The following is a 24,031-nucleotide window of genomic DNA, read 5'->3' as shown; positions in this document are numbered from 1 at the left end:
GACACCATGATCATCTTTTATCCATAATAGGAATCCGAGAAAAAATGGAAACGGGTGATATGGGATGAAACAAAATCTGTATGATCAACTGGATTTTTATCAGGACTATCAAAAGCTCCGTCTGTCGGGTGAATCGGAGAATGATATTATCGAACAGCCTGCTTTTCGCGGTTGTCTCCCCTCCCTAAAAGGATTGCGTGTACTCGACCTCGGTTGTGGTGGCGGACAGTTTGCCATGTACTGTGTGGAGCAAGGAGCAAGTGAAGTAATCGGTGTTGATCTCTCTCACAACATGCTGGAGTTTGCCCGGAAGAATAACAGTCATGAAAACATTCAATATCTACATGGCTCCCTGGAGGACATTGAGCTTGCCAATCATGACTACGATCTCATTACGAGCTCTCTCGTCATGGACTATGTTCGTGACTATGAGCACGTGATCAACAAAGTAAGCCACGCCTTGCGCAACGGAGGCCATTTCGTTTACTCTACACTCCATCCGCATATTACCGCTCGCAAAAAGGTCGAGGGCTGGGTACGCGACGAAGAAGGCCATAAGAATTTCTGGCCCTTGGACAACTACTTGGAAGATGGAGAACGAGAAATGCACATGATGAACGGCAGAAAGGCCCTTTTTTACCACCGCTCCATGTCTACTGCCATCAATACGTTAATCCAAGCGGGGCTTACCCTCCAAGAGATCATCGAGCCAACCTGCACGCCAGAAGGACTCCTCTTGCAGCCGCATCAGATTTCAGAAGTAAGAAGACCGACGTTTATTATTTTCAAGACACAGAAGACTTCGAAATGAATGAACAAAAGCCCGGAGGAGTGATCCGGGCTTTCCTTCAAGGACTTTTTGTCTTCGAACTCAAATTGTTTACATAACAATTATTATGTATCTGTATCGATTTTGGCTTTCAGACCCTTCGCATAGTACTCGTCCTGGATTTTCTCCGGCACCATACTCCCACCTGTCGCCCATACGATATGGGTCGCCTTTTTCATTTTTTCCGTTAGACCTTGCTTCGCCAAATAGTGACGCCCTGTCTCTTGTTGAAACAATCTAGCAGGTCCTGGCATGCCAGCCAATGCAGACGGCTCCAATCGAATGGATTCGTGATCGCGCAAGGCACGCAACAAAGCGTATAGCTCTTCGTCGTCCACTGTAAACACGCCACTCAGCAAGTCCTCCATCATTTTTCCTACAAATCGGGAAGGCCGACCAACTGCCAGACCATCCGCCTCTGTCTTGTTGTCTATCCCAAAATCTTGAACGGAGACTTTGTCATGGAGGCCTGTCATTAAACCAAGCAGCATGCAGGGAGAATGAGTTGGTTCCGCAAAAAAGCAATGAACATTGTCCCCATAAATAAGCTTTAACCCGTACGCTACACCACCAGGTCCCCCACCAACCCCACACGGAAGATAGACGAACAGCGGGTGATCACAATCTACTTTTATTTGTTGTTCCTCTAGCTGCCTTTTCAGTCGTTTTGCTGCTACTGCATAGCCGAGGAATAATCGCTTGGAGTTCTCATCATCGATGAAATAGCAGTTCGGATCGGCTTCTGCCTGTTTCCTGCCCTCTTCCACCGCTTTTCCGTAATCCGATGCGTACTCCACAACCTGGACCCCTTTTGCCCGCAGCAATTCTTTTTTCCATGCTTTGGCGTCCGCTGACATGTGTACAGTGACTTGAAAACCGAGCTTCGCGCTAATGATCCCGATGCTCAAACCGAGATTTCCTGTCGAGCCTACCGCAATGGAATAACGGGAAAACAGTTCCCGGAACGCATCCGAAGCCAAAATAGCATAGTCCTTGTCCGGTTGCAGCATCTGATGCTTTTTGGCCAATTCTTCTGCATGTGCCAGCACCTCGTAGATGCCGCCACGGGCCTTGATGGAACCGGCAATAGGCAAATGGCTGTCGCATTTTAACCAGAGATTCCCCTGTATATCCGACGCAAAGCGAGACTCTAGGTGCTTTTGCATCTCTTTTATCGGAACGAGTGGGGACTCGATCAGTCCACCAGCTTCTCTTGTCTCGGGAAAAGCCACTTGAATGAACGAGCCAAAACGCCGCAAGCGTTCTTCTGCATCCTGGACTTCCTCTGGCGTAACGGAGAGAGTTGCTTTTGCGATCTCAACATAGCTAGGGTTCGTCCAGAAAACTTCATCCGTCTCCATCATGTTAGGAAGAAGCGGATATTTCGTTTTCCACTCCTCCATTGTTAGCCCTTCCACCTTTTCATTGTTTCCCATCTTGAACGAGCCCCCTATTCTTCCTTCCATCTTCTTTGTTATTATAACGAAATATTACGAAACTTCTTTCGAAAAACCAAATAAAAATTACAGATGAATCCACTCATTTGATACAATGGTCGTGTTAACGAAGTCGACTGTAACAAAAAGGAAAGTGATAACATGTATCGCTATACCATATGCTTTCTCAAGCATAGAAATGGAATACTCATGCTGAATCGCAACAAATCACCGTTGATGGGGCTATGGAATGGCGTAGGCGGTAAGCTAGAGCACGGAGAGACTCCACTGGAGAGTGTTCTTCGCGAGGTTCGGGAAGAGACAGGCATTTTGCTAGAAACCGCTTGCTACAAAGGAATTGTCTCTTGGCTAGTCGATGGAATAGAAACGGGCGGTATGTATGCATTTCTCGCTCATCTTCCAGAAGACTACGAGCGCTCTCAAACCCCACAGGTAGTGGAAGAAGGCATACTTGACTGGAAAGAGCTAGCGTGGATCTTGGACCCTGACAATGCTGGCGTCCCAGAAAACCTTCCCAAGTTTTTACCATACATGTTGGAAGAGACTGATCCATGTCAGCATTTCTTTACGTACGAAAATAACCAGGTTGTCAACTATGAAACAGCTCCATTGCCAAAGCCGGTTACAACTTGAATCGGAGGAGAAACACAGATGGAAATTCGCAAGCTTGCAGCACAAGAACAACCACCAATGGATTTACTCTTATTGGCTGACCCCTCTGTCAGATTGGTACAAGATTATTTACAAAGAGGTCAATGCTATGTCGCTGTTCTGGAAGATAGCATCGTAGGCGTCTACGTCTTGATTCCAACCAGACCGGATACGATTGAACTCGTGAATGTTGCCGTCGATGAAGCCCATCAAGGGAAGGGCATTGGCAAAAAGCTCGTTCTTCATTCGATTGAAGTAGCCAAATCGCTCAGTTATAAGACGATCGAGGTCGGCACAGGGAATTCTAGCGTGGGTCAGCTCGCCCTTTATCAAAAGTGTGGATTTCGGATGAATTGGATCGATCGGGACTTTTTCTTGCGGCATTATGAGGAAGAGATTTACGAAAACGGGATTCAGGTGGTAGATATGGTTCGCCTCTCTCAAGATATTTGAGAAGATTGTCTAGAAACAGTGTGAACCAAATGAGTATACATAATTTATATTATGTTATCTTTTTATAGGAAAAGGTGATGCCAGGTGATCACGCATTTTTCTAAGTTAACCTTACAAACTGTTTCCATCCAAGGGGTACACCAGGTTTACGCAGACCGTCTCGGCTTTCCGATTTCATCTCAAACAGACAAACAGATTACGTTTCAAGTCACACCCGATTTTCGTTTAACCTTTGAAGAAGTGTATAATCCGATTTCCCCCGCCCATATTGCTTTTCAAGTGCCTTATTCCCTGTTTCATGAATCAGCGAAAAAGATCAAAGAATCTGGTCTTTTGCTTGTTCGATGGGAGGATGGACATGACATTGATCTGGAAAAAGGGCGGATGAACCTGTATTTCCGCGATGGAGACGGGAATCTTCTTGAGATTATTGCCCACGAGTATGTGTCAGAAGAGGTCGTCGAGCCATCCACTCCCCTGCACATTCTGTATTTACGAGAAGTGGGCTGTCCCGTGGAAAGTGTGCCTGTTTTTACGCAATGGCTAAAATCGAATATTAGCATGAAAACATACGAGGATGGCGAAATTTTTAACTTCGTCATCGGGGGAACGGCACATATTGTAGCCACATGGAAAAACAGGCCTTGGATTCCCATTGCGATGAAAGCGTTACCACCAAAAATGCACGTCACTTTTGGAACACCTGACCAAACGTTCCTGCAAAAAGTGCGGAGACGCTTTGAAAAAAGTAATGTCCTCTTCCATTCGGATGCCCATGAGCTTACGTTCGTCCGGGAAGGATACTCTTTTTCTGTTATCCATACACCCGATTACGCCCCTGACATCCCGAGCAAATTGCAATTACCACTTTCTATCTCCACCTAGCAAATACAGCGGCAGACGAGGACTTCAGACGTGTCCCTGACTGCCGCTGTTCTGCTTTCACGCTATCCTCTGGCGACCTTTCTCTTCAAAAGTGGCTCGCGACCTTCGCGTCCTTGTGTTTTTGCAAGGTAGATGGCGTATTCAAGCGGTCGAGTAATGGCATTCTTGTACTGCCCCGTTGCCCCCATCTCCCGGAAAATTTCCCGAGCTGGTTTGGGATTCACTTCGATCAGCCAAGCGCGACCATCTACATCGATGCCAATATCCAGTCCAAATTCAACCATCCGTCCAAAATGATCCTCGAGTGTTTCCGCTGTTTGAAAAGCGAGCTGTTCGCAATCACGCACGATCTGCGCAGTGCGCTCCTCCCCAAACCTCGGTCGGAGAAATACCGAAACTGGGATAGCTTCTCCACCTCCATGCAGATTAGAGGTGGCACTGCGTTCTGGACCCACGCGAATTCCATGACCTGTAATGCTCCATTCACCCTGCCCATTCTTTTGAATCAAGAGGCGCATGTCTACTGCACGCGAAGGAACCAGCTGCAAACGAAGACCTTGTTGAACGATGTATTTCTCCTGTCTCGTCCAACGATCTACCCATCTCTGGGCAGCAGCTTTGTCTCTTACTACTGTGGATACTTTCGCCCTTTGCTTATTTCGGCCGAGCAGTCGAAGTTCGTCGCCACGCTTTTCAATGGACAAGATGTTTCTTCCCCCTGTTCCATTGAGTGGCTTTACGTAGAGTAATGGATGCTTCCCTAGCATGTTGACCAGGCTTTGGCGGTTATAGAGGTGGGTCTCCGGAAGCCAGCGATGCATTCTGGGGTCCCGATGCAGCACCTCATGTACACGCCATTTGTTTGCCAAGCGATTGTTTGCATACAAAAAATTACTCGTCCGCCGAAAGGCCACATAGTTCTTAAACGCTTGTGTCGGTGTATAGCGGTATCGGTCAAATACAGCGTCTGGACGGTCAAATATCCTTGCTTGCCAGCCACCATTGCTCCCCTGGACATACCCTCTCACCTGCCTGCCAGCTCCAAGAACATCATTTGGTGAAAACAAGAAAACGGTACAGCCTAGTTCTTGTCCAGCCTTTAGTAGTCGCCGAAAATAGGTTGGCTCTGCAAAGCGTTTGCCTTCCCGCCAAGTCAAGATGCCGATTATGGGTCGTTTCAAAAGACCACCCTCTCTCGTTTCCTCCTTGGCAGTTTATTCAGTCCGTAGTCAAATGGCGATTATCTCAGCTTCTTTTCCAAGTGAAACAGATCGAGTGGCAACGGAGCCGTGACTTCGATGACTTCTCCCCCGAATGGATGCACAAATTTGAGAACTGCTGCGTGCAGCGCTTGTCGCTTAATGAGTTCACGCTTGCCACCATACAGTTCATCCCCTAAAAGCGGGTGCCCAATATGACTGAAGTGAACGCGAATTTGATGGGTTCTCCCCGTCTCCAATTGACATTCTACTTTCGTAGCTGTTTGAAAACGTTCTATGACCAGGTAATGGGTAATCGCTGAATCGCCGTTAGGTGTGACCCTTCTGCGCGTCCCATGATTCCGATCTTTTCCAATGGGCTCATTGATTTTCCCGCGCTCTTTGGGCATTTGTCCCGAAACATACGCGACATATGTACGTTTGATTGTGCGCTCACGCAGCATTTCATCTAACAGTGCAGAAGCCCACGCATGCTTCGCGTACAGAACGACGCCTGACGTATCCTGATCCAGCCGATGGACATGGCGGACTTTTGCTTCCAAACCTGTACGGAAAAAGTGCCCCGACACGAGATGATCCAACGTCACATGATGATATCGTTCGGTCGGATGTAACAGAAGACCAACCGGCTTATTCACGATGAGCAAATGATCATCCTCGTACAAGATCTCTGGAGCTTCACTAGCCGGATCAAGCCCCAATGGCTCAGGCTTGCACATCCGCAGGCGAACTTCCTGCCCTACTTTTCCAACAACATGCTGAGCAACAGGTGCGCCATCCAGTAGTACTTCTTTGTGTTGGAATAAAAGATGGACCTGCTTGCGAGGCAGCTTCCACTCTTCGCGCAGCAGGTTCCCAATCGGAATGGCATCATCTTCGTCTCGTAAGTGAGCAACGAGCCATTCTCCTTCTTTTTTCATGAATAACATTTCTGTCTATCTCCCTGTTCTATGTTCATGCAATTACGCTTGCTCGAGTCCTTTACTGACTTGAATCGCACGGTCCAGGAAATGCTCGATCTCCTCACGATTCTTTCCGAGCTTGCTAACAAAGCGAACCAGTTCTTTTCCTTTATGGAACGCAATAAAGCTCGGAATCCCGAAGACATCGTACTTTTGGGACAAGTCCGGGAGAGTATCACGGTTGACTTCAATCATGTCCAGCTGTTCTTTGTATTTTTCTTCCACGGCAGGCATGAATGGATCAATACGATGGCAATCTGGGCACCAATCCGTGAAGAATTTGACAATGACTGGCTTGGTTGCTGCGATTACTTGCTCGAACTCAGCTTCTGTCTTAATTTCTCTCATGTTATCTTCCTCCCAGAATGATTTGGAAATAGTGTACCACAGCCGCGAGCTGTTTGGGACGTTTAGGAGAAACAATTGCCATCACTAACAAAACAACAATCGGAAATCCTATTGGTTGTAAGCCAATAATTCTGAAGGTAGGTGCTCCTCATGAAGAAATTCGCTGCTTTGTTGATGGTTGCATGCTTGGTAACTACTGCAATTCCTGTATCTGCTGCGACACATGACGGTCACAAAAAACACCACAAGGTACAAACAAAAGCGCATCATATGAAGACCAAAGCTCACCATATGAAAACCAAAGCACACAAAGGCAAAGTGCATATCAAGGCTATGCCGAAAACTGGTATGGGTGGGGCAAGCAATTAAAGGGGGCTCTTCCCCCTTTTCTTTGCGATCTATGAAAAAACTGCTGGGTTTCCTTCTATTCATTAGTTTGGTTACAATTGGTTGCGGTCATACAGCTAAACAACCGGTCGAAGCGCCAAAAATCACGAATACCATGCCAAAACCAGCAGGGCCCATCCTTATCAAACGAACGGTTACCGTTTATGGTCCTTCGCTGCCACCTCAACCGACGTTTTTTCCTGCCCCTCCTCTTCCAGACGGAATCATGCCATCACTTCTACATATTCCAAAACTGAACCTGCAAGCTCGTGTAGAACCGGTCGGCGTTTTACCGAATGGGCAAATGGACGTCCCAAAGGATTTTGATCGCGTGGGTATTTTGGCGCCATGGACGAAGCCCGGGATGAAGGGGAATGCAGTGATCGCCGGTCATTTCGATCATTATACGGGTCCAGCTGTTTTTTACCATCTGAAAAAACTAAAGTCCGGTGACAAAATCACGGTACGTGAAGCAAAAGGAAGAACGCTTACCTTCCAGGTTCGCAGAGTAGAAAGCTTCCAGACTGCCGAAGCCCCCATCGATCAGATTTTTGGGAATGCAGAGCGCTCCCAGCTGAATTTGATTACCTGCTCCGGCAAATTTAACAAGAAAACACAGGAGCATGCTCGAAGGCTAGTCGTCTTTTCCGAACTTGTTCAAGATACAGAGTCGCAAGATAAAAAACCCAGTGTGCGCAAATGATTGCGGCGACTGGGTTTCTTGTTTGCCTTTATATTTTTCCACCCTGCTCGATGAGACACTGCACAAACGCTTCAGCCGGGCGTGACAGCGGTTTGTCCTTTCGATACGCCACAACGAGTGTGCGAGAAGGTTTTGTTTTTATCCGCACATAAATTGGCGGCTCGATCGTTCCGGGTGCGAGCGTAATCATTTTCGGCGCAAACGACAACCCCATGCCTGCTGCAACAAGTGACTGAGCCGTCTGGATGTTCGAGCTCTCAAACACGATTCGCGGTCGGAATCCCGCCTGCTCACAGAGCCGGAGCGAAATCGTACGGAAGCCTTGTCCTTCTTTTAACAGGATAAAAGGCTGATCGGCTACCTCTGCGAGATCGACTTCTTTCCGTTTCGCGAGCGGATGATTGGCTGGTACGGCCAAAAAGATTTCTTCATTGATCGCGGGGATGATTTCCAGAGACGGATCACTGATGGGCATGGTTAGCAGGCTTACATCAATTTTACCCCGCACGAGTAGCTGCTCCAAATGACTCGACGTTTCCTCCATCAATTGCAGCTCGACACCGGGAAATTGCTTTGTAAACGTAGGCAACACCCTTGGCAGCACGTACGCCCCTGTGATCGGTAAGCTTCCTACTAGCAATTTGCCGCTTTCTCCTATGGCATAAGCTCGCATTTCCCTCTCTAGCCCCTCCGACATGTCGACGAGCGTTTGCGCCACTTGTATGAAGCGCTGTCCCGCATCAGTCAGTTCTACGTGCTGCGGCAAGCGATGGAACAAGCTGACACCGAGTATTTTTTCCAGCTTCGCAATTTGTTGGCTCAACGACGGTTGGGCCAAATGTAATCGATTGGCTGCCCGAGAGAAACTGCGTTCTTCCGCAACAGCAAGTACATAACGAATTTGTCGTAACTCCATATAGACCTCCCGATAGGCAAAAACTATCCTTCTTATAATTATTATATCTTTGAACTATTCTCTTTGCCATGTTACAACCTTGTTAAGAGTTTTTGAACGAAGGAGGAAACATAATGACAGCCCGTACGATGTTTGAAAAGATTTGGGACAATCACATTATTCACGAAGAGGCAGGCAAACCGAGCCTTTTGTATATCGACCTGCACCTGGTTCACGAGGTGACTTCGCCGCAAGCTTTCGAAGGACTCCGCTTGGCTGGCCGCCAAGTACGCCGTCCAGAGCTTACCTTCGCAACCATGGACCACAACGTACCGACAGCTGACCGTTTTAATGTCAAAGATCCGATTTCTCGTCAACAAATGGAAACCTTGACGGCGAACTGTGAGGAATTCGGGATAACACTCGCGGATCTGAACAGCCCAGATCAAGGGATCGTCCACGTCATTGGTCCTGAGCTCGGGCTCACACATCCAGGCAAAACAATCGTCTGCGGTGACAGCCACACCTCCACTCATGGAGCATTCGGTGCCCTCGCCTTCGGTATTGGTACCAGCGAAGTGGAGCATGTACTCGCAACGCAATGCTTGCAGCAATCCAAACCAAAAACGATGGAAGTACGCGTAAACGGCGACCTGCCATTCGGTGTCAGTGCAAAAGATTTAATTCTGGCGATTATCGCAAAATACGGAACTGATTTTGCAACTGGCTACGTCGTAGAATACACAGGCGCTGCGATCCGCAACCTGACCATGGAAGAGCGCATGACTGTGTGCAACATGACAATTGAAGGTGGCGCTCGTGCCGGCCTAATCGCTCCTGACCAGACTACTTTTGACTACTTGAAAGGCAAGCGCTTCGTTCCGCAAGGGGAAGATTTCCTAGTAGCTGTCGAGGCTTGGAAAGAGCTGTGCACAGACGAAGGCGCTGCGTTTGATTCCTGTGTAGAAATCGAGGCAGCCGAGATCGCACCGCAAGTTACGTGGGGAACGAGCCCTGGTATGGGTACGAACATTACGAGCACAGTTCCAAACCCTGAATCATTCGAGACAACCGCACAGCGCAAAGCGGCACAAGATGCTCTGGCATACATGGACCTTGCACCTGGCACCCCTATGAGCGATATCAAAATCGATCGCGTGTTTATCGGCTCCTGTACGAACGGTCGGATCGAGGACTTGCGTAAAGCAGCCGAAGTAGCAAAAGGACGCAAGGTCTCCCCTTCCGTACACGCGATGGTCGTTCCTGGCTCTCAAGCAGTTAAGCAGCTCGCTGAGCAAGAGGGCTTGCACCTTATTTTCCAAGAAGCTGGCTTTGACTGGCGCGAATCTGGTTGCTCCATGTGTCTGGCGATGAACCCGGATATCCTGTCCGAGGGTGAGCGTTGTGCTTCTACCTCCAACCGGAACTTCGAAGGACGTCAAGGACGCGGCGGAAGGACGCATCTGGTTAGCCCGGAAATGGCAGCAGCAGCAGCTATCGCAGGTCACTTCGTCGATGTACGTGAATGGAAAAGCGAGAACGCTAGCAAGGAGGTATTCCAATGAATCCATTTGTCATCCACACCGGAGTGGTAGCCCCACTCGATCGTGTAAACGTAGATACGGACGCTATTATTCCTAAGCAGTTCTTGAAGCGCATTGAGCGCAGCGGTTTTGGTCAATTCCTGTTCTACGAATGGCGCTTTACTGTCGATGGTGCGCCAATCGATACGTTCATTCTGAATACACCTGGGTACAAGGACTCTACTGTCCTTCTTGCCCGCAACAATTTTGGCTGCGGCTCCTCTCGTGAGCATGCGCCATGGGCTCTCCTTGATTATGGCTTCCGCTGTGTGATTGCTCCATCCTTTGCGGACATTTTTTACAACAACTGCTTCAAAAACGGCATCCTGCCGATCAAATTGAGTGAAGAGCAAGTCGATGAGCTGTTCAATCGTACCCAAAACAAGCCGAACTACCAGCTGACCATCGATCTGCAAGAACAAGTCATTCGTGACAGTGAAGGTCTCTCCTACCCGTTCGAGGTAGACTCCTATCGTCGTTATTGCCTACTGAATGGTCTCGACGATATTGGAATTACGTTGCAGTATGAAGATAAGATCACTGCATACGAAGCAAGTCGTTAATTTTCCATTCATAGCGTCGCGCATAGAAAAAGCGAAGGCATCCACTATTGAGTGCCTTCGCTTTTTTCATGTTTGTCCTATAGAAGAATATACATGTGGCTCTCATCAAAGTATTGATCGCCGATTTTCAGTGCACGCTTCTCTAAAGCGTATGGAATAAAGCCCATTTTTTCATAAAGACGAATGGCAGCCGGATTGGTTGTGACGACAGCGAGCTGTATCGTATCGATATCTCCTCGCTCCTTTAAGTAGGCTAGCTCTGCCTGCATGAGCGCTTGTGCGACACCCGTCCCGCGATACGCTTCACGCACGTACATGGAGACGATAGAAGCTTTATGTCTTGCTTTCATCCCTCGGTGGCGGAAAAAACCGATGATGCCAGCCAGATTTCCTTCCACAAAAGCTCCAAAATAGCCGCTATCCCCCGCCTCTCCTTGCGAAAGTCTTCTCAGCCACTCTTCCCTCGGCATTTGGATTTCCTCTTCATATGTAGAGCCGAATGCATCTGGATCTGTTTGCAGCCCTTCTAGTCTAATTTTGATAAGCTCATCTGCATCGTCTGGTCCCAAAAAGCGAACTTCCATTCTAAGCTGCACCTCTCCCATTTTTAATTTCCACTTATCTTAGTCAAGAGTTGCTTGAAAGTAAAGAACTATCTAAAAAAACGCCAGGAGCATATCCCTGGCGCATTTCCTCTTCCTATGCAGTTCCCGTCTGATTGGGGTTGCTTTGCCCAAACAGCGCAAGCGCTTTCTCCCGCAGCTTGAACTTTTGAATTTTGCCGGAAGCGGTCATCGGATATTCATCTACAAACTGTATGTAGCGAGGGATTTTGTAATGAGCTATCTTCCCTTCGCAATAGTCCCGTACCTCATCTTCCGACAACGTTTCGTGAGGCTTTACCCGAATGCACGCTAATACCTGCTCGCCGTATTTAGCATCAGGTATACCTACAATCTGGACGTCCAACACTTTTGGATGCGTATAGAGGAATTCTTCCACTTCACGTGGATAAATATTTTCCCCTCCGCGGATGATCATATCTTTAAGCCTGCCAGTAATCCGATAGTAGCCTTCCTCATCGACGGTTGCCAAGTCTCCGGTATGTAGCCAGCCTTCATGATCAATCGCCTTCACTGTCTCCTCTGGCATGTTGTAATAGCCTTTCATGACCAAATATCCTCGGGTGCACAGCTCGCCTTGTACACCTGGCGGCAAAATGTCACCTGTCGCCGGATCGATGATTTTTGCTTCTACCTCTGCATGCAGACGACCGACAGTGGATACTTTTCGCTCGAGGAAATCCTCTGGTACGGTCTGTGTAATGACGGGAGAAGCTTCGGTTTGTCCGTACGCAATCGTAATGTCACGGATTCCCATTTGATCGACGACCTTCTTCATAACCTCAATCGGGCATAAAGAACCAGCCATGATGCCTGTTCGCAGCGAGCTCAGGTTACGCTTGGCAAACGTCGGATGGTTCAGCTCGGCAATAAACATGGTGGGTACACCGTACAGTGCTGTGCAGCGTTCGGCCTCCACAACTGCAAGTACAACGCCAGGATCAAAGGCGATGACAGGAACCATCGTCGCACCTGTCGCCACACATGCCAAGGTCCCCATCACACAACCAAAGCAGTGGAAAAACGGAACCGGAATACACACCTTATCCTCTAACCCGAGCCGCTGACATTCCGCTACCTTGATGGCATTGTTGACGATATTGACATGTGACAGCATGACTCCCTTTGGAAAACCAGTCGTCCCGGATGTGTACTGCATATTGATGACATCATCAGGTGAGAGCGTCGCCTGACGCGCGCTCCGCTCTTCTTCCGTGACCCATGCAGCTCGTTCGAGCAAATCACTCCACAGAAACATTCCGGGTTGTCGCTCATTCCCTAAATAGATCACATTTTTTAAATGCGGAAGCCTTTTGGATTGTAGCGCTCCAGGTTCACATGTCTGTAACTCCGGGCAAATCTCTTGAATCATCGCAAAATAATTCGCATCGCGATAGGAATCAATTAAAAGAAGCGTCGTCGACTCTGATTGACGCAGCAAATATTCTAGTTCATGTACCCGGTAGCTCGTATTGACCGTTACCAGTACACCGCCCATTTTCGCTGTGGCAAATTGCGAAATTACCCATTCTGGCACATTCGTTGCCCAAATCGCGATATTTTCCCCTTTTTGAATGCCAAGCGACATAAATCCCCGCGCTGCCTGATTGCATATCGCTTGAAATTCCCCAAACGTATAGCGAAGCCCTTGTTCGTGATAAACCAACGCTTCCTTTTCCTGATACTTACTGGCCGTGTCGTCTAACATGTTGCCGATTGTGGTCATATGAATCATACAAGCACCCCCAAAACATTCAGACTATTCTGTAGGATTCTTCTTTTACGCCACAATCCCTTCTTTTTCCGTTATCGTCCTATATCCATTCGTTCTTATGTTCCTTGATAAATGCGATGTCTTCTTGATAGTGAAGAATATGACCTTCTTCGATCATCTTTTGAAAAGCAGTATCGCCTTCACTAGCTTTTCTGGCAATGGTTTTGCATAGTCCTTCTAACCGAAGCAAGACCATTTCTAGCGTACCTTCGTTCATTTCCATCCCGTACGATTCAAAAAACAAGGCCACTCGCTGTTTTCGCTGTTTGGCATGCAGCAGTGGTTGGTAATGAATTTTTTCTCCGGATTCAGTTAAAGAAAATCTACTCAAAGGCACGCAGGTATAGAGCGTATAAGCGATGTCCCAAAGTCTTGGACCCGGAGCCGCTAAATCAAAATCGATAATGCCAATGGGTAATTGTCGATGGAAAATGATATTGTACATGGCAAAATCGTTATGACAGATGACTTCACGCGGGCCAGGAGTGTGATCCAACGACTGCCACTGGTCATCGAATGGAAAATCACTCACAGAATCATGATAAAGCCGAAACATTTTCGCAATTTCTTGTAACGCTTCGTCTGCATGCATATATTCCTTCCAAGGATAATGACCAGCCTCTCCTTCAATAAAGGACAGGATTTCTCTCCCCTTTTCATCCATACCTAAAAATTTCGGCGCGTACGGATAGCCTGTTCTTTCCAAGTGCTTCAATAATTCATGGATGTTCTTGCTTCCTGGCTTTACTTCCCTTCTGACTGTATTGCCAGAACGGTAAACGTTCGTTACGTTTCCGCCCGCTAACAATTCTTCGCTCGACGATGACGATTTTGACATATCAGGAACGCCCCTTTCTTTTGACGAAAAAAGAAAGCGTCCCTGTTGTGGAACGCCATCTACTTTACTGCACGACGATTTTTTTCGTAGCCTCTACCTTGTATGGCAGGTGGTTGCTGTAGTTGAGCTCTACGCGAATTTCATGCTCTCCCTTGGGCAACTTTTTCAGTAAAAACTCTGGCTGATAAATCATTCCTTTTGGTTCGCCATTCAGGTATAAATGTGCGTGTCCTTCTCCAAAGACTGGGGCCTCGGCCAATTCGCCATTTTCCTGAACAAACGTGAAGTTCTCTGTAAGCAAGGCTACTTCTGCCGTCGTCCCATCCATCTTGACCTCCATATTCAGCGCCGGCTTTTCTGACCCTGCTGGCTGGTTCATGGGTGCCGTCGCTGTAACAGAAGTAGTTGGATCTGACGGACGATAAGAGTCAGAGACGCTCAGAGGGTCTTTGACCAGAAGTACGATGCCCGCCACAAGTACTACAAGAAAAACAATTCCGCCCAAAATGAGATTGCGCATACTGATAATAAAGACCTTCATGTCTCTACTCTCCCTTTCGCAAGTGCTTGTCACTTATTTGTACATGCATATGCGAGAGTGAAGAGAGTTAGAAGCAAAAACTTTTCTAGTAATTAGCGGTAGTTAATAAATTGTACTTCCAACGGCAGATCAGCCTTGCGAATCGCGTTGATGATTTGCTGTAATTCATCTTTGCTTTTTCCCGTCACGCGAATTTGATCGTCTTGATTCTGTGTTTTCACTTTGAGTCCTGTATCTTTGATGATGCTGTTGATCTTTTTCGCATTGTCTTTGTCGATCCCCTGCACCAGCTTGACACGCTGACGAACAGTACCTCCCGCTGCTGGTTCAATCTTTCCGTAGTCGAGGTTTTTTATTGGGACATCCCGTTTGACGAGCTTGCCAAGCAAAATATCTTTTACCTGACTGAGCTTGAAGTCGTCATCGGAGACGAGGACGAGCTCTTCTTTATCCAAGGAGATGCTGCTCTTGCTCCCTTTGAAGTCAAAGCGATTTTCTATTTCTTTTAATGCGGTCTGAATCGCATTGTTCACTTCGGACAACTCTACTTTGGACACGATATCAAATGAGCTCTCTTTACTCAAAGGAATTCCCCTCTCTTTATTAGATCGCTCGGATCAAGCCACCATCGACGAGGAAGGATTGACCTGTCACGTAGCTGTTTGCTGGCGAAGCCAAGAACGTCACCATGCGAGCAAACTCGTCAGGCTGACCGTATCTGCCCAATGGGATTTGCTTCTCCCAATTTTCCCTTACTTCCTCTGTACTGATGCTCTTCGCCTCTGCGGTAAGCCCATCCAGTTGTGCCACCCGATCTGTCGCTATTCTGCCAGGCCCGATGGTGTTAATCAGAATCCCATCTGGTCCTAGTTCTGAAGAAAGCGTCTTGGAGAGGCCCAATACCCCAGTACGAAACGTATTGGACAGAAGCAAATTCTCAATTGGCTGCTTAAAGGACGAGGAAGCGAAATTGATGATTCTTCCAAATTGGTTCGCTCGCATATGAGGCAAAACAGCACGAATAGCACGTACATAGCTGAGCAAATTTAGCTGGAAGGCTTGCATCCACTGTTCGTCGGTGAGCTGATCGAATCTGCCTATCGCAGGCCCACCTGAATTGTTGATTAAAATATCGACGCTGCCAAAATACTTGACCGTTTCTTCGACAACTCGCTTTATGTCTTCTTCCTTCGTGACATCCACTGTTACGGCAAGAGGTGACTTTCCAGTAGCCTGTTCGATCTCAGCACGAACGATTTCCAGAGCAGCTTCATCTCTACCGCATATCGTAACATTCGCTCCTTCTTGGGCGAGGCACTGCGCTGTTGCCTTCCCCAATCCTTTTGATGAGGCGAGTACTAGAGCCGTTTTTCCTTGCAAAAATAGATCCATGTGCATGCTCCTTTCATGGTTCACTCATGTATGTATCTTGATCTCTTTATTCTACAGAACTTTCAGACGAAGGAAAAGCAAAAGAGAAGGGGTTCAGCACATACTCCCCTTCTCTTGCAAATCACTATACCTCTGTCGGAGGTACGTTCTTATCTTTGTTTTGTTTTGCTTCTCGTTTCGCCTGGCGAGCCGCTTTACGCGCCAGTCTTCTTTCCTTCGCCCCCTCAAACAGGGAGTACAGGACTGGTACAAGCACCAGTGTCACGATCGTGTGGAAAATCAAGCCGGAGATAACGGCTGTTGCGAGTGGCGCTTCCAAATCTGAGCCTTCTGCCATTGCAAGACCCATCGGTAGCATCCCGAGAATCGCCGTCAGCTTCGTCATGATAACGGGACGAATACGTTCCTTCGTTCCTTGGATAATCGCCTCTGCGGTTTCCATTCCACGTTTGCGCAGCAGGTTGATCCTGTCGATCAAGAGGATCGCATTGGATACGACGATGCCGACAAGCATGATAATCCCGATCATCGCCATTTCACCGAATGTCCGCTGCGTAAGGACGAATCCAAGTACAACACCGACCAAGGCCATTGGAATCGTCAGCATGATGATAAACGGTTGGGACATCCGCCCGAACTGGGCAACCATGATGACGTAAATCAGAGCCAGAACCCCCAGGAATACGAAGATCCCCTGGCTCATATTCGTGCTTTGCTCTTTTAGCTTACCGGCGATTTCTACTTTATATCCTGCTGGTACAGGTACGGTTGGTAATTTCTCATCTAGCTCACGGCCTACTGCCCCTAATTCACTTCCCAGCATCTCGGCAGAAACCGTAACGATGCGTTCGCCTTCTTTACGCTCAATCGTGATCGGAGACTTACTGTACTCGATATCTACCAGATCTGCCAAAGGCACTGCTGCTCCGTCTTTCGATGTCACCATAATCGTTTTGAGCTGATCCGGGTGCTTCAGCCAGTTATCCGGCATCTTGGCAACGACGTCTACTTCGATTCCATCTTGTGTGATGGACGTAATTGGTTGGCTGCCAATTAACACGCTCAGTTGTTGCAAAAGGGAACGGTGATCTACATTCAGTCTGGTAAGCGCTTCTTGTTTTGGCAGCAACGTAACTTTTTCTTTTCCTTCTTTAAAATCGTTGCGAATGTTGGTGAGCCCGTTGATCGTGCCAAGCATCGCTTCCAGATCGGTTGCGACCTTCTGCATGACTTCCATGTCATCCCCGTAAACTTCCAGTTGGATCGGGCCGCTTCCGCCTTGTTGTCCGAAAGACATGGAGACCGATTCGATTCCTGGGGTCGCATTCAGGCGCTTGTTAATATCCTCGTTCAAAGCGTCCTTTTCACGTGTTCTGTCCGTTTTCGGAATTAAGGAAATGAACAATGTTGCTTCTTCCTTGGAAGTAAAGAAGAATACATCCTTGATTTCCGGGATCTCCCGCATAGATGTTTCTGCGGTGACGGCTGCTTTTTGAGCTGTTTCCAACGTAGTACCGATTGGCATTTTCATAGTAACAAAGACGATATTTTCATTGGGGTTAATTCCTTGACCCATTTTCATAAAAGGTGTGAGGAAAGCGGAACCAACCAGCAATGCTATTGCGAGTAAAACCGTTTTTATCCGATGTCTAATCGCTACATGTAAAATGCCGCTGAATACGCGAATGATAAAGTGTTCCTTGCCTTCTCCTTCTAGCGAAACGTGCTTATCCTTCTGCAAGAAGCGATTGGAAAACACGGGAACGAAGAAGTAAGCAGCGATTGTAGATGCAATAATGGCAGCGGATACCGTAAAGGCGATTGTAGCCAAAACCGGTTTCAGCCAATCTTCGAAATCAGCAAAGACAAGTGGCAAAAAGACGATGATGATCGTGAGCTGCGAGGTGAACACAGGTGTCAAAACTTCTCTCGTTCCTTTAATAATAGCCTGCTTCAGCTCTTCGCCCTTTTCCCGGTAGTGATAGATACTTTCTAATACGACGATGGCGGCATCGACGATCAAGCCGACTGACAAGCTAAGCGACAGCAAGCTGATCATATCAATGTTGTAGCCTGCGAGTTTCATCGCGATGAACGTCATGAACGCAGAGAGTGGCAACGTCGTAGCAATGACGAGTGTGACCCTCCAGTTGCGAAGGAAGACGAACAAGATGATGATCGCAAGCGCCCCACCAATCATGACATCCCGGCTGAGGTTGCTCACGGCATGCTCAACAAAGGAAGCTCCTTCGAACATGACTTTGATGTTGTATTTGCCGTTTGCTTCTGTGTTAATTTTGCGAACGACTTCTTCTACTTTCTTTTGTGTCGTGATCAAGTCATAGCCGTCTGCCCTCGTCACGCTGAGTTGAATAAACACGGAACCGTTTGTCAGGGCGACGAAGTCTTTTACTTTTCCACGCAAATCTTCAATTTGTGCCAGTTGATTCAGAGAAACGGTTCCTCTCGGTGTATCAATTGGCAGTGCCTCTATTTCCTGCGGGGTCTGATAAGTATTGTCAATCATGACAACCGTATCAAATCCCGTGTTCTCCAGTGTACCAATCCCTTGCTTCCAGTTTGTATCCTGAAGTTGTGAAATGATAGCCGCTGGCGTTGTTTGATAGGCATTCAATCGCTGTGGCAAAAAGGATATGGTAATTTTATTCTCGAAGCTCTTCTCTTCTACGATTACTTCCTTGACGCCCTCGACTTCTTCAATGCGGTCCTTGATTGAAGTTTTTGCCAAACTCAGCATGGTCTTCGGCTCTGCTCCCACGACGGCAAAATCAATCATTTGATCGCTACCCATATTGCTCTGGAAGATATCTACAGAGTCAACGGCTTTCGGAAAACCGTTTCGGAGACGGTTAACGGCATTTTGTACATCTTGCTTAACCTGCTCGCCTTTGCCTTCATTTGCAGAAACATTGATTCTGACAGAACCTGCACTTGTTGAAGAAGAGTATTTTTTAATATCATTAATCGATTTTAGTTCTTGCTCTACTTTCTTCGTTACTTTTTCTTCCATCTCTTCTGGTGGCAGTGCACCACCGGAAATTCTTACGTATATATCAGGGAAGTTCGTCTTTGGAACGAGTTCGATATTAAAGCTGAATAAGGACCCCAAACCTGCAATGACGAGCAAAAATGTAAACAAGTAGACAATTAGCTGTCTTTTCAGCAAAAAGAGAATCATCTTGTTCATGCAACTATTCTCCCTTCGCCTCTACTTTTTGCCCTTCGACGTAGAATGTAATTCCACTGCGCAGGAGTTGGTCGCCTTCTTTCACTCCAGATACGATTTCGATGGAGTCTCCGACCAATTGACCGGTCTTCACTGGTTTTCTTACAGTCAGTCCATTCTCTACTGCCATCACGTAATGGTCTGTTTGACTCACGCCGACACTTTCCAGTGGCACGAGGAAGCCATTCACTTGGCGCGGCACCTCAATCGTCGCGGCCATTCCTCCACGCCAGTAACCATCTGCATTCGGAATCGTGATCTCAACGCGATATTTACCTGTATCCTTGTTCACAACTGGAGAAATAAAGGCAATGGTTCCTTCACTTTTCTTTCCATCGTCAGATAACGCCTGCACCTTCGTTTTTTCATGGAACTGACTGATCAAATCATTGGAAACATCCAAGGTTACCTTCACTTCGGACAGGTCGACGAGGCGAATGATTTCCTGGCCGGGAGACACCTGCTCACCAATTTGCAAGTTCACATCGACGACTGTTCCTGCGAATGGCGCCTGAATTTTCGCATCATCCAAGCTCTTCTTCGCACGGTCTACACCGCCGGCAGCAGCTTTAATCGATGCGTTGGCGACCATGACATCTTCTGGTTCCGCTCCTTTTTGCAGCTCATTCAGAGACAGCTGAGCGTCACGCAGTGTAATCTCTGCTTGCGTAACGGCCCGTTTACCCGCATTTATTTCGTTTTGCGAAATGGCTCCCCCAGCAAATAGCTTCTCACTTGTTGCGAGATCCTGCTTTACTTTATCCAGACTGTCCTGCGCGCTTTTTACTTGCAGGCGCTTCTGCTCAATTGCTTCTGCTGTCGCTCCCTTTAACGTCTTGATTTTCCGCGCTGCTGCTTCCTCCACCTGTCCCTGTGCCGCTGCAATTTCTCTTTGATGGTAACGGGTATCCAATGTGGCCAATAACTGACCTTGCGCGATTTTTGCACCCTTGGTCGCGGAGATCGCTGAGATCGATCCACCTGTACCAAACGACAACACCGCGTCCCGCTTGGCTTCCACCATCCCTGTGACTGCGAGCATCACTGGCTTTGTTGCTTTTTGTACCTTTACTACCTCTACTACCTTCGCCTTTGCCTCTGTCTGCTGCGGTGCCTCTGGTGCTGGGGCTGAACAACCTGCTGCGACCAACATTACCGAAGCCAGAATAATCGATGCCCGTTTTTTCACAAGAATTCCTCCAAATTTTCACAATCATTCCTCATGGCGTAATTGTGCCAGTTTTTACCTCTGCTGCAAAACAGTCAGCGGGTGGAAATTCATATCCGCCCCGAGACGGATAACAGTACCTAACAGAGCATAAATAGATACGCAAGAAAAGTGGGAAAGTTACCTTTTATTGGACGATCTTGAAGAAAAATTCACAAAAAAAGCAGCCAAGTCATAGACTTGAACTGCCTTTTGGATTTGATCCATGTTATTGTTCGATCAGTTGTTCCAGTTCTTCGAGCAATTCCTTGAAGACACTCAATGCTTCTGCAATCGGTGTTGGCGACGTCATGTCTACGCCTGCGCCCTTAAGCAGATTGAGCGGATAATCTGAACTGCCGCCCTTGAGGAACTGCAAATAACGATCCACGGCTGGCTGGCCTTCCTCCAATATCTGCTTGGAAAGTGACGTCGCGGCCGAGAAGCCAGTCGCGTACTTATACACATAGAAGCCGCGATAGAAATGAGGAATTCGTGTCCATTCCAAATCTACCTCGCTGTCTACGACCATGTCCGGTCCGTGATAGGCAACATTGAGCTCACGGTAAATAGTACTGAGAGATTCGGCTGTCAGCGGCTCCCCCTGCTCTTCTTTTGCGTGCACAATTTTCTCAAACTCAGCAAACATGGTTTGGCGGAATACCGTTCCACGGAACTGCTCCAGGTAATGATTAATCAAGTACATACGCTGTTTCTTGTCAGTCGTCGTCTCGAGCAAATGATTCATCAGTAGTGCTTCGTTCAGTGTAGAAGCCACTTCTGCAACGAAAATCTTGTAATCGGCATACGTGTAAGGCTGTGCGTGATTGGAATAATAGCTATGCAAAGCATGCCCCATCTCATGCGCCAGCGTAAACATGTTGTTGACATTGTCCTGATAGTTCATGAGTACAAACGGATGTGACGTAAAGGCGCCCCATGAATAGGCTCCACTTGTCTTCCCTTCGTTTTCATGCACATCGATCCAACCGTTGGAAAAGCCTTCTTCCAAAATGCGACCGTACTCCTCACCCAGTGGATGAAGTGCTTCTTTAATCGTTGAAACAGCCTGATCATACGGGATTTTCATGTCCGTCTCGGGTACGATCGGCACGTACAAATCGTACATGTGCAATTCATCTACGCCCAATAATTTTTTGCGCAAGGCAATGTATCGGTGCATGAGCGGAAGATGCTCATGGATCGTTGCAATCAGGTTATCGTAAACAGGGAGCTCCACATTATCGGCAAACAAGGCTGCGTACAGGGCAGACGGATATTTTCTCGTCCGCGCGTAGAAAACATCCCCTTTGATGGCAGATGTCAGCGAGGCTGCGATCGTATTGCGGAACTTGCCATACGTACTGTACAACGCCTCGAATGCTTCTTTGCGCACGCGTCGGTCTTTGCTTTCCATGAACTGCGTATAGCGTCCCTTGGTCAGCTCGACTTCTTCGCCGTTTTCATCCGTAATCATCGGAAATTTCATGTCAGCGTTGTTGAGCATCCCAAAAATTTTGGAAGGAGAAGACGCAAGCTCACTCATATTTGCCAGCAATGCTTCTTCCTCAGCGGATAGCGTATGTGGCTTGAAGCGAGTGATCTCTTCTAATAAAATGCGGTAGTGCTCAAGACCTTCTACTTCTTTGATCCACGTATGCAAGTCTTCCGTGGGAATCGCCAAAATCTCTGGCTGTATGTACGAAATGGAACCGTATACTTGCGTGCTGAGGCTGGTCGCCCTGTCAGTCAGCCCTTGATACTTGCTGTTCGCATTGTCTTCGTCTCGACGCATACGTGCATAGACGTACACTTGATCAAGTGTCTTCAATAATTCGTCTTGCAGAGTCAACACGGCCAGCAACTGTTTACCGGAAGTAGCCAGAGAGCCTTTCATTGCTGCGATTTTTTCTGTGAGCTGTTTTACTTTTTGTACGTCCGCTTCCCAATCATTATCAGTGGGATACATGTCCTCAAGACGCCATTTGTATTCAGCGGGGACGTCACTGCGTTTCGGCAGTGTTTTGCTTTTATTCACCGTGATCACTCCCTCGTTATTTATGTAAGATGAAATGGTCAAATCATCCATATGTGTATCCTATCGTATTATGCCTAGAGGTTCAAATCAATCAGGCGCTTTCACGATTTTCCACAGAAAAAAAGCCGAGCTTTCCCGAAATGGAAAGTCAGCTTCTCCCTACTCCGATATAGTGAAAGCCTGCTTCCTTTACCTCCTGATTCGGCCAGGCATTTCGTCCGTCTACCAAGAGCGGTTGCACCATGCTTTGATGAACCTGTTTCCAATCGAGTTGGACACACTGTTCCCATTCTGTGACCAATAAGGCGGCGTATGCTCCCTCACATGCTTCTGCCGCGGATTGCGTGTACGTGATCTGTGGAAACTGCTTGCTGACACCAGGTGCTCCAATCGGATCGAACGCCTTCACGGAAGCTCCTTTTTGCAGGAGTGCTTCTATCAATTTGAGCGATGGCGCTTCGCGGATGTCATCCGTATCCGGTTTAAACGTCAACCCCAGAACGGCAATTTGTTTGCCTTTCAGATCAGGGAGCTGCAAGCACAACTGCTCCAAAAACCAGACAGGCTGCGTAGCATTCACCTCTCGCACTTTATCCAAAATACTTAAGTGAATATTGTGCTCTGCTGCGAGCTGTAATAACGCAATCGTATCCTTCGGAAAACAGGAGCCGCCATAGCCTACTCCTGCCCGTAAAAATTGCGGACCGATTCGGCTGTCCAGTCCCATTCCTCGCGAAATCGTCACGATATCCGTCCCGAGTGCGGTACTTAACCGTGCTAGCTCATTCATGAAAGAGATTCGGGTTGCCAAAAATGCATTCGAAGCGTATTTGATCAGCTCCGCGTTTGCTCTGGTGGTGATTACTCGCGGTGCCTTCACGCCATTGTACAGCTCCTCCATGCGAGCCGCTGCCTGAGGATTATCTACGCCAATGACGATTCGCGAAGGCTCCAATGCGTCCAATAATGCGCTCCCTTCCCGTAAAAACTCCGGGTTGGATGCAACAGATACTCCTTGGCAGCCAGCCAGCATCCCCGCTACTTTTTCGCCAGTTCCGACTGGTACGGTACTCTTGATTACCACGATGCGTTCTTGCGGTGCGAGCGAATGGACCTTTTCCATGTCAGAAACAGCCCCGAGTACATACGTTAAATCGGCTGTGCCGTCTGCTGCTTCAGGTGTCCCCACACAAATGAAAAAAATCTCTGCGTCCTTCGCCTCTGTCAGATCCGTATAAAAGGCTAGCGCGCCATCACTCAATACTTTTTTCAATGCCTCTTCTAAGCCCGGCTCGTAAATCGGCGAGATCCCTTGGCGCAATTTTTCTACTTTGGACGCAACGAGGTCAATTCCGATCACCTGATGACCGTTCATGGCAAGGGAGACAGCAGTCGTCAAACCTACGTAGCCGGTCCCAATAACGGCAACTTTCAT

General features: G+C 47.8%; 23 protein-coding genes. 8 read left to right on the top strand and 15 right to left on the bottom strand.

Features of this window, described 5'->3' with window-relative positions; translation table 11 throughout:
* Positions 1-64 precede the first annotated feature (64 nt).
* A complete protein-coding gene (locus tag ACM6JA_RS14820; protein ID WP_414852876.1) occupies positions 65-811 on the top strand; it encodes a class I SAM-dependent methyltransferase in 747 nt (248 codons plus the stop codon).
* A gap of 83 nt (positions 812-894) precedes the next feature.
* On the opposite strand, the gene ACM6JA_RS14815 is transcribed toward ACM6JA_RS14820, so the two are convergent.
* Positions 895-2,265 (bottom strand): D-serine ammonia-lyase, encoded by a 1,371-nt coding sequence (locus ACM6JA_RS14815; protein ID WP_414852875.1) that lies wholly within the window; start codon positions 2,263-2,265, stop codon positions 895-897.
* Between the two features lie 162 nt (positions 2,266-2,427).
* Between ACM6JA_RS14815 and ACM6JA_RS14810 the strand changes: the two genes are divergently transcribed.
* From ACM6JA_RS14810 to ACM6JA_RS14800, 3 genes are all read left to right on the top strand, one after another.
* On the top strand, positions 2,428-2,919 hold the full coding sequence (locus tag ACM6JA_RS14810; protein WP_414852874.1) for an NUDIX hydrolase: 492 nt from the start codon (positions 2,428-2,430) through the stop codon (positions 2,917-2,919).
* 18 nt (positions 2,920-2,937) lie between these two features.
* Positions 2,938-3,390 (top strand): GNAT family N-acetyltransferase, encoded by a 453-nt coding sequence (locus ACM6JA_RS14805; RefSeq protein WP_414852873.1) that lies wholly within the window; start codon positions 2,938-2,940, stop codon positions 3,388-3,390.
* Positions 3,391-3,474: 84 nt separating this feature from the next.
* Entirely contained in the window at positions 3,475-4,275 is an 801-nt protein-coding gene (locus tag ACM6JA_RS14800; RefSeq protein WP_414852872.1) for a VOC family protein, read from the top strand.
* Between the two features lie 62 nt (positions 4,276-4,337).
* On the opposite strand, the gene ACM6JA_RS14795 is transcribed toward ACM6JA_RS14800, so the two are convergent.
* The 3 genes from ACM6JA_RS14795 to ACM6JA_RS14785 are packed head-to-tail and all read right to left on the bottom strand — an operon-like array spanning position 4,338 to position 6,805.
* Complete coding sequence (locus ACM6JA_RS14795; protein ID WP_414852871.1) at positions 4,338-5,456, bottom strand: YheC/YheD family protein; 1,119 nt, start codon at positions 5,454-5,456, stop codon at positions 4,338-4,340.
* Between the two features lie 59 nt (positions 5,457-5,515).
* Positions 5,516-6,424, bottom strand: coding sequence for an RluA family pseudouridine synthase (locus ACM6JA_RS14790; RefSeq protein ID WP_414852870.1), 909 nt, complete (start codon positions 6,422-6,424; stop codon positions 5,516-5,518).
* 33 nt (positions 6,425-6,457) lie between these two features.
* Positions 6,458-6,805, bottom strand: coding sequence for a thioredoxin family protein (locus ACM6JA_RS14785; protein WP_414852869.1), 348 nt, complete (start codon positions 6,803-6,805; stop codon positions 6,458-6,460).
* Positions 6,806-6,955: 150 nt separating this feature from the next.
* On the opposite strand from ACM6JA_RS14785, the gene ACM6JA_RS14780 reads away from it, so the two are divergent.
* Positions 6,956-7,174 (top strand): hypothetical protein, encoded by a 219-nt coding sequence (locus ACM6JA_RS14780; RefSeq protein WP_007723065.1) that lies wholly within the window; start codon positions 6,956-6,958, stop codon positions 7,172-7,174.
* Between the two features lie 31 nt (positions 7,175-7,205).
* Entirely contained in the window at positions 7,206-7,895 is a 690-nt protein-coding gene (locus ACM6JA_RS14775; RefSeq protein WP_414852868.1) for a class F sortase, read from the top strand.
* Between the two features lie 28 nt (positions 7,896-7,923).
* On the opposite strand, the gene ACM6JA_RS14770 is transcribed toward ACM6JA_RS14775, so the two are convergent.
* On the bottom strand, positions 7,924-8,811 hold the full coding sequence (locus ACM6JA_RS14770; RefSeq protein ID WP_414852867.1) for a LysR family transcriptional regulator: 888 nt from the start codon (positions 8,809-8,811) through the stop codon (positions 7,924-7,926).
* A 113-nt stretch (positions 8,812-8,924) separates the two neighbouring features.
* On the opposite strand from ACM6JA_RS14770, the gene leuC reads away from it, so the two are divergent.
* Together leuC and leuD are read left to right on the top strand one after the other, a co-directional pair.
* Positions 8,925-10,355, top strand: a complete 1,431-nt coding sequence (gene leuC / locus ACM6JA_RS14765) for a 3-isopropylmalate dehydratase large subunit (RefSeq protein WP_414852866.1) — start codon at positions 8,925-8,927, stop codon at positions 10,353-10,355.
* A complete protein-coding gene (leuD, locus tag ACM6JA_RS14760) occupies positions 10,352-10,936 on the top strand; it encodes a 3-isopropylmalate dehydratase small subunit (RefSeq protein ID WP_414852865.1) in 585 nt (194 codons plus the stop codon). Before leuC ends, leuD begins: the two co-directional genes overlap by 4 nt.
* A 77-nt stretch (positions 10,937-11,013) precedes the next feature.
* Here leuD and ACM6JA_RS14755 read toward each other — a convergent pair whose 3' ends face one another.
* The 10 genes from ACM6JA_RS14755 to ACM6JA_RS14710 all read right to left on the bottom strand — a co-directional run bounded on the left by ACM6JA_RS14755 (position 11,014) and on the right by ACM6JA_RS14710 (position 24,031).
* Complete coding sequence (locus tag ACM6JA_RS14755; RefSeq protein WP_414852864.1) at positions 11,014-11,520, bottom strand: GNAT family N-acetyltransferase; 507 nt, start codon at positions 11,518-11,520, stop codon at positions 11,014-11,016.
* A 115-nt stretch (positions 11,521-11,635) separates the two neighbouring features.
* Entirely contained in the window at positions 11,636-13,294 is a 1,659-nt protein-coding gene (locus ACM6JA_RS14750; RefSeq protein WP_414852863.1) for an AMP-binding protein, read from the bottom strand.
* Between the two features lie 79 nt (positions 13,295-13,373).
* A complete protein-coding gene (locus ACM6JA_RS14745) occupies positions 13,374-14,171 on the bottom strand; it encodes a phosphotransferase (RefSeq protein ID WP_414852862.1) in 798 nt (265 codons plus the stop codon).
* Between the two features lie 64 nt (positions 14,172-14,235).
* Positions 14,236-14,712: a hypothetical protein gene (locus ACM6JA_RS14740; RefSeq protein ID WP_007723074.1), complete on the bottom strand. Its 477-nt coding sequence runs from the start codon at positions 14,710-14,712 to the stop codon at positions 14,236-14,238.
* A 92-nt stretch (positions 14,713-14,804) separates the two neighbouring features.
* On the bottom strand, positions 14,805-15,296 hold the full coding sequence (locus ACM6JA_RS14735) for a YajQ family cyclic di-GMP-binding protein (RefSeq protein WP_414852861.1): 492 nt from the start codon (positions 15,294-15,296) through the stop codon (positions 14,805-14,807).
* A 19-nt stretch (positions 15,297-15,315) separates the two neighbouring features.
* On the bottom strand, positions 15,316-16,104 hold the full coding sequence (locus tag ACM6JA_RS14730; RefSeq protein WP_414852860.1) for an SDR family oxidoreductase: 789 nt from the start codon (positions 16,102-16,104) through the stop codon (positions 15,316-15,318).
* 124 nt (positions 16,105-16,228) lie between these two features.
* Positions 16,229-19,312: an efflux RND transporter permease subunit gene (locus ACM6JA_RS14725; RefSeq protein WP_414852859.1), complete on the bottom strand. Its 3,084-nt coding sequence runs from the start codon at positions 19,310-19,312 to the stop codon at positions 16,229-16,231.
* Between the two features lie 4 nt (positions 19,313-19,316).
* The gene (locus ACM6JA_RS14720) at positions 19,317-20,540 is read right to left on the bottom strand and encodes an efflux RND transporter periplasmic adaptor subunit (protein ID WP_414852858.1); all 1,224 of its coding nucleotides are present in this window, start codon (positions 20,538-20,540) and stop codon (positions 19,317-19,319) included.
* A 247-nt stretch (positions 20,541-20,787) separates the two neighbouring features.
* On the bottom strand, positions 20,788-22,647 hold the full coding sequence (gene pepF / locus ACM6JA_RS14715) for an oligoendopeptidase F (protein WP_414852857.1): 1,860 nt from the start codon (positions 22,645-22,647) through the stop codon (positions 20,788-20,790).
* Positions 22,648-22,744: 97 nt separating this feature from the next.
* Positions 22,745-24,031 carry a UDP-glucose dehydrogenase family protein gene (locus tag ACM6JA_RS14710; protein ID WP_414852856.1) on the bottom strand — a complete coding sequence of 429 codons (1,287 nt, stop codon included), beginning with the start codon at positions 24,029-24,031 and terminating at the stop codon, positions 22,745-22,747.

The sequence above is a fragment of the Brevibacillus sp. IT-7CA2 genome (genome assembly GCF_949767855.1).
Lineage (GTDB): Bacteria > Bacillota > Bacilli > Brevibacillales > Brevibacillaceae > Brevibacillus.
The sequence above is the reverse complement of the archived record's forward strand: the minus strand, read 5'-3'. Positions and strand labels throughout refer to the sequence as shown.